The 12,939-nt window shown below is 70.8% G+C and carries 14 protein-coding genes; 4 read left to right on the top strand and 10 right to left on the bottom strand.

The window, feature by feature from the left end:
• The 4 genes from VK923_17700 to VK923_17685 form a co-directional block, all read right to left on the bottom strand.
• The coding region (locus tag VK923_17700; GenBank protein ID HSJ46515.1) for a hypothetical protein at positions 1 to 400 on the bottom strand (400 nt) is incomplete at its 3' end.
• Positions 401 to 446: 46 nt separating this feature from the next.
• Positions 447 to 605 carry a hypothetical protein gene (locus VK923_17695; GenBank protein HSJ46514.1) on the bottom strand — a complete coding sequence of 53 codons (159 nt, stop codon included), beginning with the start codon at positions 603 to 605 and terminating at the stop codon, positions 447 to 449.
• Between the two features lie 123 nt (positions 606 to 728).
• Positions 729 to 986: an MFS transporter gene (locus tag VK923_17690; protein ID HSJ46513.1), complete on the bottom strand. Its 258-nt coding sequence runs from the start codon at positions 984 to 986 to the stop codon at positions 729 to 731.
• Between the two features lie 164 nt (positions 987 to 1,150).
• Positions 1,151 to 1,684 (bottom strand): DUF4916 domain-containing protein, encoded by a 534-nt coding sequence (locus VK923_17685; protein ID HSJ46512.1) that lies wholly within the window; start codon positions 1,682 to 1,684, stop codon positions 1,151 to 1,153.
• 181 nt (positions 1,685 to 1,865) lie between these two features.
• On the opposite strand from VK923_17685, the gene VK923_17680 reads away from it, so the two are divergent.
• Together VK923_17680 and VK923_17675 are read left to right on the top strand one after the other, a co-directional pair.
• Positions 1,866 to 3,011: an acyl-CoA dehydrogenase family protein gene (locus VK923_17680; protein HSJ46511.1), complete on the top strand. Its 1,146-nt coding sequence runs from the start codon at positions 1,866 to 1,868 to the stop codon at positions 3,009 to 3,011.
• A complete protein-coding gene (locus tag VK923_17675) occupies positions 3,008 to 4,123 on the top strand; it encodes a CaiB/BaiF CoA-transferase family protein (GenBank protein HSJ46510.1) in 1,116 nt (371 codons plus the stop codon). The genes VK923_17680 and VK923_17675 overlap by 4 nt, the downstream gene beginning before the upstream one ends.
• A gap of 335 nt (positions 4,124 to 4,458) precedes the next feature.
• On the opposite strand, the gene VK923_17670 is transcribed toward VK923_17675, so the two are convergent.
• From VK923_17670 to fbaA, 4 genes are all read right to left on the bottom strand, one after another.
• A complete protein-coding gene (locus VK923_17670; GenBank protein ID HSJ46509.1) occupies positions 4,459 to 4,896 on the bottom strand; it encodes a DMT family transporter in 438 nt (145 codons plus the stop codon).
• Positions 4,893 to 5,420, bottom strand: coding sequence for a GNAT family N-acetyltransferase (locus VK923_17665; GenBank protein HSJ46508.1), 528 nt, complete (start codon positions 5,418 to 5,420; stop codon positions 4,893 to 4,895). The genes VK923_17670 and VK923_17665 overlap by 4 nt, the downstream gene beginning before the upstream one ends.
• A gap of 139 nt (positions 5,421 to 5,559) precedes the next feature.
• Positions 5,560 to 6,015, bottom strand: coding sequence for an HIT domain-containing protein (locus VK923_17660; protein HSJ46507.1), 456 nt, complete (start codon positions 6,013 to 6,015; stop codon positions 5,560 to 5,562).
• 16 nt (positions 6,016 to 6,031) lie between these two features.
• Positions 6,032 to 7,069, bottom strand: a complete 1,038-nt coding sequence (fbaA, locus tag VK923_17655) for a class II fructose-bisphosphate aldolase (GenBank protein ID HSJ46506.1) — start codon at positions 7,067 to 7,069, stop codon at positions 6,032 to 6,034.
• Between the two features lie 146 nt (positions 7,070 to 7,215).
• On the opposite strand from fbaA, the gene VK923_17650 reads away from it, so the two are divergent.
• Together VK923_17650 and VK923_17645 are read left to right on the top strand one after the other, a co-directional pair.
• Positions 7,216 to 7,662, top strand: a complete 447-nt coding sequence (locus VK923_17650) for a GNAT family N-acetyltransferase (protein ID HSJ46505.1) — start codon at positions 7,216 to 7,218, stop codon at positions 7,660 to 7,662.
• Between the two features lie 93 nt (positions 7,663 to 7,755).
• A complete protein-coding gene (locus tag VK923_17645; GenBank protein HSJ46504.1) occupies positions 7,756 to 9,825 on the top strand; it encodes a cation:proton antiporter in 2,070 nt (689 codons plus the stop codon).
• On the opposite strand, the gene VK923_17640 is transcribed toward VK923_17645, so the two are convergent.
• The gene (locus VK923_17640) at positions 9,822 to 11,255 is read right to left on the bottom strand and encodes an ATP-binding protein (protein ID HSJ46503.1); all 1,434 of its coding nucleotides are present in this window, start codon (positions 11,253 to 11,255) and stop codon (positions 9,822 to 9,824) included. The genes VK923_17645 and VK923_17640 overlap by 4 nt on opposite strands.
• Positions 11,252 to 12,895 carry an FAD-dependent oxidoreductase gene (locus tag VK923_17635; protein ID HSJ46502.1) on the bottom strand — a complete coding sequence of 548 codons (1,644 nt, stop codon included), beginning with the start codon at positions 12,893 to 12,895 and terminating at the stop codon, positions 11,252 to 11,254. Before VK923_17635 ends, VK923_17640 begins: the two co-directional genes overlap by 4 nt.
• Positions 12,896 to 12,939 lie beyond the last annotated feature (44 nt).

Genomic DNA, 12,939 nt, shown 5'->3' with positions numbered 1-12,939 from the left:
ACGCGACGTCCGCAGAGATCCGCTCGTCACCTGCGACCTGGTTCACGAACGTGGCCGACAGCCCGGTCAGGACGATGCGCCGATCAACGCCACACCCAGCGACGACCCGAGCTGCTGTGCGGTCCACTGGAGTCCACCCGCCTCGCTGGCGTTGTGCCGGCCCGACCGCCGACTGGATGATGTTCCCGAGCTGCGAGGCCACGAGACCCATGCCGATCCCGAGGATGGACATCGTCAGGCCGCGAACACCGCGAGGACCCCGATACCGGCCGCCACGACGAAGGGGGGTCAGCGCGAATCCGAAGACCTCGACCGGTGAGTTCTTCGGCAGCAGCCCGCCCCACGTGCTCGCCTGCAGGATCCCGAACACCGCCAGCTCGAGCCCGGCCGCCGACAACACCGAACCGACCCAGTCGAGCTGCGGCGCCGGGCCGGTCCGCTCGACCTCACTGATGATGCGCAGGGGACCCGAGGATCGCGATGGCGACGACGACCTCGCCAATGAACACGAGCCGCCAGGTGTAGTCCGTGGTCAGCCAGCCTCCGAGGATCGGCCCGACGGCGATGCCGACGCCGGCGACGCCACCGATCAGGGCGTAGGCCACTACACGGTCGCGGCCCGCATAGTTGCCGCGATCAGCGCGACGAGGGCAGGCAGCACCAGTGCCGCGCCGATCCCTTCCAGCACCGACCAGCCGAAGCCGAGCGCGGGCACCGACCACGCGGCGTCAACGCGGATCCCGCCGCATAGATGACGAGTCCGATGGCAAGGCACGGCGCCGCCCGACGAGATCGCCGACCTTGCCCCCCGTGACCATGAGGGCGGCCATCACCAACGAGTACAGGGTGATGACGCCCTGGATGACGGTCACCGTCGTGTCGAAGTCTGTGACCAGCTGGCTGATCGAGACGTTCATGACCGCCCGGTCCAGGACCATCAGGAACTGCGCGGCGGTCAACACAGCCAGGGCGCCCCACTTCTTCACCCGGTGTCCTCAGTCGGCGCTCATCGATGTCGAGGCTCAGCGGCGGCGATGTCGGTCGCCACTCGAGCTCGGTCAGCAAGCCTGTCCCGGCGGAGGTGCCGTGGCGTCATCCGATCGGCGTATCCCGCCGGTGTGCGCGTCGCGCCGCGACGCTGTGCGGGCCGTCATGGCAGGCGGCGGCAGTACGCGAGGGCGTGGCGCACGACGCGGTCGTGGCCCTGGGACATCTCCGACACCACCGCGCGACTGGTCACCTCGTCCACGGTGAGCCAGGCGAAGTCGAGCGCGTCCTCGGCGGGACGGCACTCGCCGTTGACCGGCACGACGTAGGCGAGGCTCACGGTGTGCTGGCGCGGATCGTGGAAGCCCGTGCGCTGGGGGTCGGGGAAGTACTCGACCACCGTGAACGGTGTGATCGAGGCCGGAAGCTGCGGGTCACAGTCCGGTCCCAGGTCCTTGGTCAGGTGACGCCAGAGCGCCTCGCGCACCGTCTCACCACGCAGGATCCGTCCGGTCACGATCGCCCGGCTCACCGTCGTGTCGGGCAGCGCCCGCAGCAGCAGGCCGACCTTCTCGACCTGCCCGAGGTGGTCGAGCCGCACGGGCACGGCGTCGACGCACACCAGCGGCACCCGCTCCCGGACCCACGCCAGGTCCTCTTCGGCCAGCCAGCTCGGCGTCGTGGAGATGTCCTGCACCCACGCATCCTTGGTCGGGCTGCTCACATTGCAGTGTCGGTCGGGACGGCCACACGGTACGACGCCCGGCCCCTACGCCGGCGTCCACGGGTGTGGACAACGTGTGCCGACCGCATGACGGGTCGGCACGCGGCCTACTGTAGTGTGCGCGACCGCACGATCTGCGCGACAGGAGCGCCGCATGCGCCGCACGATCTTCGAGCCAGAGCACGACAGCCTGCGAGAGGTCGTCCGCGACTTCATCACCGACCGCGTCGTCGGCCAGCTCGACGACATGGATGCCAAGGGCATGATCGACCGGCGCCTGTTCACCGAGGCGGGGGCCTTGGGGCTGCTCGGCTTCGCGGTGCCGGAGGCGCACGGCGGCATGGGCATCGACGACTTCCGGTTCAACGCCGTCGTCATCGAGGAGTTCGCACGAGCCGGAGCGAACTCGGTCGGGCTGTCGTTCAGCCTGATCAACGACATCGTGCTGCCCTACCTGCTCGACCTCGCCGACGAGGCGCAGCAGGCGCGGTGGCTGCCCGGCGTCGCGACCGGCGACACCGTGCTGGCGGTGGCCATGACCGAACCTGGCGCAGGAAGCGACCTGGCGGGCATCAGCACCCGCGTGGTGCGCGACGGCGACGACTACCTCGTCAACGGATCGAAGACCTTCATCTCCAACGGTCAGCACGCGGACCTGGTCGTCACGGTCTGCCGGACCGGCGAGGACCGCCACGGGGGCCTGACACTGCTCGTGGTCGAGGACGACACCCCTGGCTTCTCACGTGGCCGCAACCTGCACAAGCTGGGGCTGCACGCCCAGGACACCAGCGAGCTGGCCTTCACCGACGCGAGGGTGCCGGTCGCCAACCGCCTCGGCGCCGAGGGCGACGGCTTCCGCCATCTGGTGTCGCACCTGCCCCAGGAGCGGCTCGCGATCGCGATCAGCGCCGTCGCGGCCGCGGAGGGCGCGCTGGAGCGCACGCTGGCCTACGTCAAGGAGCGCACCGCGTTCGGCGCGCCGGTCGGGTCGTTCCAGCACAGCCGCTTCCTGCTCGCCGAGCTCGACACCGAGGTGACGATCGCTCGGGTGTTCGTCGACGCGTGCATCGCGCGGCACCTCGAGGGCGAGCTGACCCCGGAGGACGCCGCGAAGGCCAAGTGGTGGACCACCGAGCTGCAGGTCCGGGTCGCCGACCGGTGCCTGCAGCTGCACGGGGGTTACGGCTACATGCGCGAGTACCAGATCAGCAGGGACTTCGCCGACGCGCGCGTCCAGACGATCTACGGCGGCACGACCGAGATCATGAAGGAGATCATCGGGCGCGGACTGGGTCTGTGACCGCTCGGACAGCCGGTCCGCTCGACGGCATCCGCGTCCTCGAGCTCGCCGGGCTCGGACCTGCGCCCTTCGGCTGCATGCTGTTGGCGGACCTGGGCGCGCACGTCCTGCGTGTGGCGCGACCGGGCGGCGGCACCGCACTGGTGCCACCCGAGCACGAGGTCACCAACCGCGGACGAGCGACGATCACGCTCGATCTGCGGGACCGGGCCGGCCTGGCGCGAGCGCTGGACCTGGTGGAGCGGGCGGACGTGCTGGTCGAGGGCTTCCGCCCGGGGGTGACGGAGCGGCTGGGCATCGGACCCGAGACCTGCGGTGAGCGCAACCCCGGGCTGGTCTACGCACGCATGACCGGCTGGGGTCAGAGGGGCCCGCTGGCGGACCGGGCCGGGCACGACCTGACGTACCTGGCGATCTCGGGTGCGCTGTCGCTCATCGGACCAGCCGGCGGCAAGCCTGCCATCCCGCTGAACCTGGTCGCCGACTACGGTGGCGGTGGGATGCTGCTGGTCGCCGGTGTGCTTGCCGCGCTGCTCGAGCGTGAACGGTCCGGCCGCGGGCAGGTCGTCGACGCCGCGATGATCGACGGCGTGTCACTGCTGCTCGCACAGACGTGGAGCCTCCGCAACGCCGGCATCCACCGTCACGAGCGGGGTGCGAACCTCCTCGACGGCGGCGCGCCCTTCTACGACACGTACCTCTGCGCCGACGGTGGGTACGTTGCCCTCGCAGCGCTCGAGCCGCAGTTCTACGCCGCGTTCCTCGACGGCGTCGCGGACTCGGTGGACACCTCGAGCTGGCCCGACCGCGACGATCGTGCCGGCTGGCCGCAGCTGCGGGCCCACATCGCGGCGACGTTCCTGCAGCGGCCCCGCGATGCGTGGGCGACACGGTTCGCCGGCAGCGACGCGTGCGTCGCGCCTGTGCTCAGCCTCGAGGAGGCGGTGGCGCATCCACACCTGGCGCATCGCGACAGCCACCACGACTGGGCGGCGGGTGGGCGCCAGCCGGCGGCGGCCCCGCGGTTCTCGCGGTCGGCGGTCCGGACGGCGGACAGCGCGGACGACGATCCCACCGTGCTGCGCGCGTGGGGGCTCGACGGCCGGAGCTGAGGACGTCCGCCCAACGGCCCCGACCGGCAGGCCCGACGCGAGGAAGCGACGTGGTGCCCGTCAGCCCTCGGCGCAGGCTGCATGATCATGAAGCTGCCGCCCATCGAGCTGGTCCTGGGCTCCCACCCGAACAGGCCTGTGTAGAAGGTCGTCGAGGCGTCGACATCGGAAGACATGAGATCGACCCAGCAGGGGGTGCCGGGCTCGTAGCTGCCACGCGTGGACATGCGGTCACCAGCGTTCGCAGAGCCGTCGATGATCGACGCAGCCTACCGAGCAGGCGCTGCTCTGGTCGGACGATGTCGACGGGTGTTCAGCTGGTGTCCCGGCCACGGTCATCGCAGGACGAGCCACCCTCCGCAGAGCAGCAGGACGATGCCGCTGGCCTTCGCGAGCGTGAGCGGCTGGACGTCGGCACCGAACCAGCCGAACTGGTCGATCGCCGCGGACACGACGAACTGCGCGACCGTGATGAGCAGCAGCCCGCGGACGACTCCCAGGCGCCCGACGCTGAACGAGATGGCCCCGACGATCACGAGGCCGAATGCTCCCGCGAGGTAGATGTAGGCCGGCAGGTGGCGGAGCTGGGCCAGGTTGCCGCCTCTGGCCAGCAGCATGAGCACGCCCGAGAGTACGCCACCGACACCGTACGTGATGAACACCGCCTCGAGTGTGCCGACGCGGTCGCTGACGACGCCGGCAAGCTGAGCCTGCAGCGCGATGGCCGCGCCTCCCGCGACCGCCATCGCGAGGATCACCAGCAGACCGGTCATCGCGCACCTCCGTTGGCGACCACCTTCTCGAGGAAGATCAACGACACACGGTCCGACTCGCGCACCGTCCGCATTCTGCGGTAGCCGGCACGCGCGTAGAGCCGTAGGTTGCGCTCGCTGCGGTGGCCGGTGAACAGCTCGTAGCGGTCCACCGGTGCCACCGCCCGCTCGATCGCGACGAGCAGCCGCCGGCCGATCCCGTGCCCCTGCGGGGCGGGGCGCACCGCCAGGCGCGCGACGTGCGCCGTGTCGCCGACCAGCCGCGCGCGCACCGTCCCGACCATCGGATCGGCCGCGACGGACGACGCGCGACCAGGATCGTGTGCGTGTCGAACATCGCCATGAGGTCGTCGAGCGTCTCGGCCAGCGGCGGCAGAGTGACGTCGCCGTAGCGCTCGGCCTCGATCCGGTAGGCGGCGCGCTGCAGGCCCAGGATCTGTTCGGCGTCGTCGGGCCGGGCCGGTCTGATCTCGAGCGGGTCCACAAGGTGCTCCAGTGTCGGCGTGACGACCGGCACCTCGCACGGGGGTGGCGCAGGCCGTCCGTGGTGACGGCCTGCGGTCGCGTCGACGACGCGCCGGCCGCCCGCACTGCGCGGACCACCACGAGCGTCGCCGAGGGGTCTACATCGGCGCCCGATGATCCTCCGCCAGGGTGCGGGTGTCAACCATCCTGCGCCAGCACATCGGCGAGCGCGCCGCGCAGTCCGCCGTGCTCTTCCAATGAGAACGGCACGGTGCGCAGGGTCTCGGCAGGGTAGGACCACACCGGCACGGCGCGGTGTTCGTCCGGCTCCCACAGGTAGCGCGCGAAGACGTGCGCGTGCAGCGCCGGTGCGGTGTTGCCCAGGATCTCGTAGTTGATCCGGTAGCTGTCCGTCACCTCGAGCAGCGCCTCGCCAACGCGTGTCATGTCAAGCAGGTATCGGGCTCGCCGTCCGGGGTCGAGGTCGGTCACGTGCACCACCACGGGGTCCGGCAGGAGCAGCGCGTACCCCGGAAGGAACTGGTGATCGCCGAGGACCGCCCAACCCGATGCCATCCGGGCGATGACGGTCGGGTTGTCCCCGTCGCGCGCCTGCGCGACGCGCTCGTGGATGACGGTCGGATGCCCGCTCACGCAGCGCGGGCGGCGCCTAGGCGCCGGCCATCGTCGTGCCGGCCGACCGCAGCGCCTCGCACGCCTCGCCCACGCGGGCGGCCATGCTCTCCTCGGCCTTCTTGCCCCACGTCCGCGGGTCGTAGGTCTTCTTGATGCCGACCTCGCCGTCCACGCGGAGGACGCCGTCGTAGTTCTTGAACATGTGATCGGCGATCGGCCGCGTGAACGCGTACTGCGTGTCGGTGTCGATGTTCATCTTGACCACGCCGTAGTCCAGTGACTCGCGGATCTCGTCCAGCGTCGATCCGGAGCCACCATGGAACACCAGGTCGAACGGCTTGCTGCCGGCCTCGAGCCCGAACGCCTCCGCCACGGTGTCCTGACCGCGCTTGAGAATCTCGGGTCGCAGCGTGACGTTGCCGGGCTTGTACACACCGTGCACGTTGCCGAACGTCGCGGCGAGGATGTAGCGCCCCTTCTCGCCGATCCCCAGCGCCTCGGCGGTGCGGACGAAGTCGCTGTCGGCTGTGTAGAGCTTCTCGTTGATCTGGGCGACGACGCCGTCCTCCTCACCGCCGACCACACCGATCTCCATCTCCATCACCAGGTTGGCCTTGGCGCACTCTGCCAGCAGGTCCTCGGCGATCTGCAGGTTCTCGTCGAGCGGGACGGCCGACCCGTCCCACATGTGCGACTGGAACAGCGGAAGCTCACCGTTCGCGACGCGTTCCTGGCTGATCCTGATCAGCGGTCGCATGAAGCCGTCGAGCTTGTCCTTGGGGCAGTGGTCGGTGTGCAGCGCAATCGTGACGTCGTACTGGTCGGCGACGACGTGCGCCAGCGTCGCCATGGCCACGCCGCCCACCGTCATGTCGTTCTTGTTGGGGCCCGAGAAGTAGCCCGCCCCGCCCGTCGACACCTGCACGATGCCGTCGCTGCGCGCCTCGGCGAAGCCGCGGATGGCGGCGCTGAGCGTCTGCGACGACGTCACGTTGATCGCGGGGTAGGCGAAGGCGCCGGCCTTGGCGCGGTCGAGCATCTCGGTGTAGCTGTCGGGCGTGGCGATCGGCATGATGGCTCCATCCTGGACGACTGCGCTGATCGTAACCCGAGGCACAAGCCCTCGGTCATCCGGAATCCATTCGCGTCAGGATCATCTCCGCTCGCCGCGACCCGTAGAATCCGCGCGACATGTGATCCGATCCCCGCGGACCATCCATGCCCGATCCCCGCGTCCTCCGCGTCCGTCGCGCACGCTCGTTCGACCTCAACGAGGTCGCGGATCTGTGGACCGACTGCGGCCTCGTGCCGTCGCCACGCGGCTTCCGCAACGAGATGGAGCGGATGCTGCTGCGGGCACCCGAGCTGTTCCTGGTCGCGATGGACACCGACAGCGGCGGCAAGATCGTCGGTGCGCTGCTCGGCTCGTTCGATGGGCGGGTCGCGACGGTGTCACGACTGGCGACGCATCCCGACCACCGCCGACAGGGCGTCGCCTCGGCGCTCGTTGACGACTTCACGCGGGCACTGACTGACATGGGCGCCGAGGATGCTCTGCTGCTCGTGCTCGACGGCAACCCCGAGGCCGACCGGTTCTGGGCGGCCATCGACTACACCCACGCCTGTGACGTACCGGCCTACCAGCGACAGTCGTCGACCCGATGATCCCGTCCTCGGCCGCCACGGACGGGAACCGGGGAAGAGTGGTGACGACGATTGGGAAGCCGGCCGTGCCCAACGAGGTTAGGGTGAGCTGCGATGGGTGCTCCTCCGCTGGCCGCAGCCGCTGCTGCGGGCACGGGTGCGCCCCCGTTCCTGACCGAGGTCGCCGCCCTGCTGATCGCCGCGGCGGTGGCTGCATACCTTGCAAGTCGGCTGCGCCAGGTCCCCATCGTCGGGTTCCTGGTGGCCGGCGTTGTCATCGGTCCCAACGCCGTCGGGCTGGTCCGCTCGATCGAGACCGTCAACGCGGCAGCGGAGCTCGGAGTGATCCTGCTGCTGTTCACCATCGGCATCGAGTTCTCACTGGATCGGCTGTTCGCGATCCGGCGGCTCATCGTTGGTGGCGGCGGCCTACAGGTGAGCCTGGCGATCGCCGCGACCGCAGGTCTGTGCCTCGCGGTCGGCGCCTCCGCGCCCGATGCGCTGTTCAGCGGGATGCTGGTCGCGCTGTCGTCGACGGCCATCGTGCTGAAGCTGCTCGCCGAGCGGGGCCGCACAGACACGCGCGACGGCCGCGTGCAGATCGCGCTGCTGATCTTCCAGGATCTGGCGATCGTCGCGTTCGTGCTCATCGTGCCGATGCTCGCTGGTGACGGCGGTACCGCGGTCGATATCGTGATCGCTCTGGGCCGCGCGGCCCTGGTGGTGGCGGCCGTGCTGTTCGGCGCCAGGCGGGTGATGCCCCGGCTGCTGGAGGCGGTGGCGCGGTCGTGCTCCCAGGAGGTCTTCCTGCTGGTCGTCATCGCGATCTGCATCGGCACTGCGTACGTCAGCGGGCTACTGATCGGGTCGGTGACGCTTGGTGCGTTCCTGGCCGGGCTGCTGGTGGGCGACTCGGCGTTCGACCTGCAGGCGCTCGGCGAGGTCATCCCGCTGCAGGCGCTGTTCAGCGCCGTGTTCTTCCTGTCCATCGGGATGCTGCTCGACCCGGCGTTCCTGCGGTCGAACCTGCCACTGGTGCTCGCGGTCGTCGTGGTGGTGGCGGCGATCAAGCTGGTCACCACCGGCGTCGCCGTCGCGGCACTGCGTGCGCCTGCGCCGATCGCGGCGGTCGCCGCCTTCGGATTGGCGCAGATCGGCGAGTTCTCGTTCGTGCTCGAGGGGGTGGGTCGATCGGCCGGTCTCTCGCCGGCCGGGCTGGGCGATGCTGGCAGCCAGACCTTCATCGCGGCCACCGTCGTGCTGATGGTGGCGACGCCCGCCATGTCGTCGGCGGGCCACCGGCTGGCGACACGGCTCGCGGCGCGGCGGACGGCCGTGCTCGATGAGGACCTCGACGGGCGACCGGAAGCGCTGACCGGCCACGTCGTCATGGCCGGCTACGGGGCGGCCGCGCGGTCGCTGGCGGCACTGCTGGACCGCAACGGCATCCCCTTCGTGACCACGACGCTGTCGCCGACGGGGGCATCGGAAGCTGAGGACCTCGGGTATGCCGTGCTGCGGGGCGACGCCACGCGGCGGGCGACGCTGGAGGCCGCCGCGCTGCCCGATGCGCGGTGCCTCGTGATCGCAGACGACGAGCCGGACGCCGTCGCGCGCATCGCCGCGACCGCCGGTGTCGTGGCACCGGGCGTGCCTGTCATCGCCCGCGTCGCCGACGGTGCGAGCGCCGCCGGACTCGGCGTCGACGACGTCGTGACCGCCGAGGACGCGTCGGCGCTGGGCGTTGCGGTGCGGGTGCTCGAGCGCTACGGCCTGGCCCCCGCGGCCATCGCAGCCGAGGTCAAGCGCGTCCGCCACGTCGGCTGGAGCGGCGATCTGGCACGCGACGGGTCGAGGGCCGTCGTCGACCCCGACCAACCCGTGAGCTTCCACCCGACCGGGGAGGCATGTGTCCACCTCGCCGACATCGCACCGGTGACGCCCAGCGCACCCGGCTGCGAGGATTGCCTGCGGACGGGAGGTCGGTGGCTGCACCTACGCATCTGCCTGACATGCGGGTACGTGGGCTGCTGCGACTCGTCGCCCAACCGCCACGCAGCGGCCCACCACCGCGACACCGGCCATCCAGCAGTCGCGTCGGCCGAGCCGGACGACGACTGGGCATGGTGCTACGTCGACCGCAGGCGGGTCGACGGACAGCTGGCCGAGGACGTCCCGGCCTAGGCGAGGTCCGGTGCGCGGGGCACCGGCATCGCGGCGCCGGGCAGCCACACGCGCACCCGCGTGCGGCCCGGCTCCGAGTCGACCGCGATGCTGCCGCGATGACGCTGGGTGACGATCCTGTGGGCGATCTCGAGTCCCAGCCCGGAACCCTCGCCGGCCGGCTTCGTCGTGAAGAACGCCTCGAAGATCCGCGGCCGAACGTCCCCGGGAATCCCGGGACCGGTGTCGCCGATGACCACGTCGACACCGGCGTCGCGCGGCCGTACGGACACCGTGAGCACACCCTCGCCGTCCATCGCGTGCGCGGCGTTGTCGATCAGGTTGGTCCATACCTGGTTCAGCTCGCCGGCGTGGCCGGGCACTACCGGCACCTCGTCCGGGTAGTCGCGGCGCACGTCGATGGTCGCGAGCTTGTGGCCCAGCAGCGTCAGCGTGCTGTCGAGCCCTTCCGTCACGGCGACGTCGGCGAAGGGCGTGCGGTCCATGTGGGAGTACTGCTTGACCGCGGTGACCAGCGTCGAGATCCGACCGGTGGCCTCCTCGATCTCGGTCATCAGCGACTCGGTCTCGAGGGTGTACGTCAGCCACCGCAACGCGGGCTCGAGCATCGCCGGGTGGACCTGCCCGGCGAGGTCGGCCAGCCACGCGCGTTCCACGCCGGCGGCGGCGAACACGGCCGCGATCTCCCAACTGCCCGCCACGTCGTGGGCGTCCAGCCAGTCGGTCAAGTCGTCCTCGGCCTCCGACTCGGCGAGCGCCGACCGCCGGGGGGCCTTCGCGGCCAGCTCCACCACGCGCTCCTGCGCGGCGACCAGGTCGCCGAGGTCGTCGGCCGACAACCGTCCGTCGGCGAGCATCGCCAGCTTGTGACGCATGGCCGCCACCCGGTCGCGCAGCTGCCCGGTGGCACGCATCGCCGCCGACGACGGGTTGTTCAGCTCATGGGCGAGTCCCGCCGACAGCGCGCCGAGGGCGGTCAGCTGCTCGTGCTGCCGGACCATCGCTTCGCTGTTGCGCACCCCGATGAACAGGCCCTCCAGCAGGTGCACCGCCATCGGGAACCAACGGTGCAGGAAGTCGGCGAAGTCGACGGTCGGCAGCCGGTAGAACCGCGACGGGCGCGTGGTCAGCAGGCTGTTGAGGTACGTATCGACGCTGCGGCTGATGACCGCCTGGGTCGCGCCCGCATACACGCCACGCTGCGTGGTCTCAGGGAGCTCGATGACGTCGGCACCGACCTGGCGCGTGAAGCGCACGCCGCCGTCGAGCAGCACGTAGAAGTGCTCCCCAGGCTCGCCCTCGTCGTACACGTGCGCGCCGCGGTCGAACGTGCAGACCTCGCCGCGCTCGACCAGCCAGTCGAGCTGCTCGTCCGACAGCCGCTCGAACAGGAAAGTCGTGCGCAGTTCCTCGCCAAGCTCCGACGTCACGACGATCCCTCCAGGTAGCGGTGCACCAGCGTCACCGCCATCGCACCCTCGCCGACCGCCGACGCCACCCGCTTGACCGACTGGTGGCGCACGTCACCCGCGGCGAACACACCCGGCGCGCTGGTCTCCAGGTAGTAGGGCTCGCGCTCGGGCGTCCACCCCGCGGGCGGCCTGCCGTCGCGCATCAGGTCGGGACCGGTGAGCACGAACCCACGCTCGTCGCGCACGACACCATCGCCCAGCCAGTCGGTGCTCGGCGACGCGCCGATGAAGACGAACAGGTGGCTCGTCTCGACGGCGTCGTGCTCGCCGGTCAACGAGTCGCGCAGCACGAGCGACTCGAGGTGGCCGTCGCCGTCCACGCTGGCGACCTCGGTGCAGGCCCGCACGGTGATGCGGTCGACGCGGCCGATCTGGTCGATCAGGTACTGCGACATGCCGCGGTGCAGCGAGTCGCCGCGGACCAGCACGGTGACCTCCGATGCATACCTGCTGAAGTGGACCGCCGCCTGACCCGCCGAGTTCGCGCCGCCCACGACGTACACGTGCTCGTCCCTGCAGTTGACGGCCTCGTGGGTGGCCGCGCCGTAGTAGATGCCGCGACCCGTGAAGCGGTCGGCGCCGCCCGCCGGCAGGCGCCGGTAGGCGACGCCCGTGGCCACGATGCACGCCTGCGCCGACACCTCCGAGCCGTCGGCCAGCGCCACGACGTGCGCCGCGCCACGCGACGAGATGCCGGTGACCTTGCTGGCGTTGAGGATCTCGGCCTCGAGCCGCAGCGCCTGGCTGCTGGCCCGCCGCGCCAGCTCGCCGCCGTTGATGCCGCCCGGGAATCCGAGGTAGTTCTCGATGCGCGAGCTCTGGCCCGCCTGCCCGCCGGTGGCGGAGCGTTCGACAAGCAGCGTGCGCAGGCCCTCCGACGCACCGTAGACCGCAGCGCCGAGGCCAGCCGGTCCGCCGCCGACGATCACGAGGTCATAGAACGGACGGGCGGCCGACGTCGACAGGCCGATCTCGCCGGCCAGGTCGCGCGTCGTCGGCGCCCGCAGCACCTGACCGCTCGGCGCGACGACGACGGGCAGATCGTCGTCGGTCGCCCGCGCCGCCTCGAGCAGCCGCCGCGCCGGCTCGCCTTCGACGTCCAGCCACTCGAACGGCACGCCGTTGCTGGCGAGGAACTCCTTGACCTCGTTGGACGGCAACGACCAGCGGTGACCGACGACCCGCACGCCCTCGAACGCCGGCCGCTCCGTCGCCGCGAACGCATCGAGCAGCTCGTCGAGCACCGGATACAGCTGCTGCTCGGGCGGGTCCCACGGCTTGAGCAGGTAGTTGTCGAGGTCGACCGTGTTGATCGCTGCGATGGCCGCGCCGGTGTCGGCGTAGGCCGTCAACAGGGCACGCTTGGCGGTCGGCGCGATGTCCATCGCCCGCTCGAGGAACTCGACGCCTTTCATGCCCGGCATGCGGTGGTCGGCCAGCAGGACGGCGATCGGCTCACCCCGGGCCACGAGCTCGCGCAGCGCGTCGAGGGCGTCGAGCCCGGACTCGGCGCGCACGATGCGGTGGTGCTCGCCGTAGCGGCGGCGCAGATCCCGCGCGATGGCCCGAGACACGCTCGCGTCGTCGTCCACGGTCATGATCACGGACCGACCCATTGCTCGCCCCTGGCTACGGCGGAGTG

It is taken from the genome of Euzebyales bacterium, assembly GCA_035461305.1.
Taxonomy (GTDB): Bacteria; Actinomycetota; Nitriliruptoria; order Euzebyales; family JAHELV01; genus JAHELV01.
This window is presented reverse-complemented; position numbering and strand designations above follow the sequence as displayed.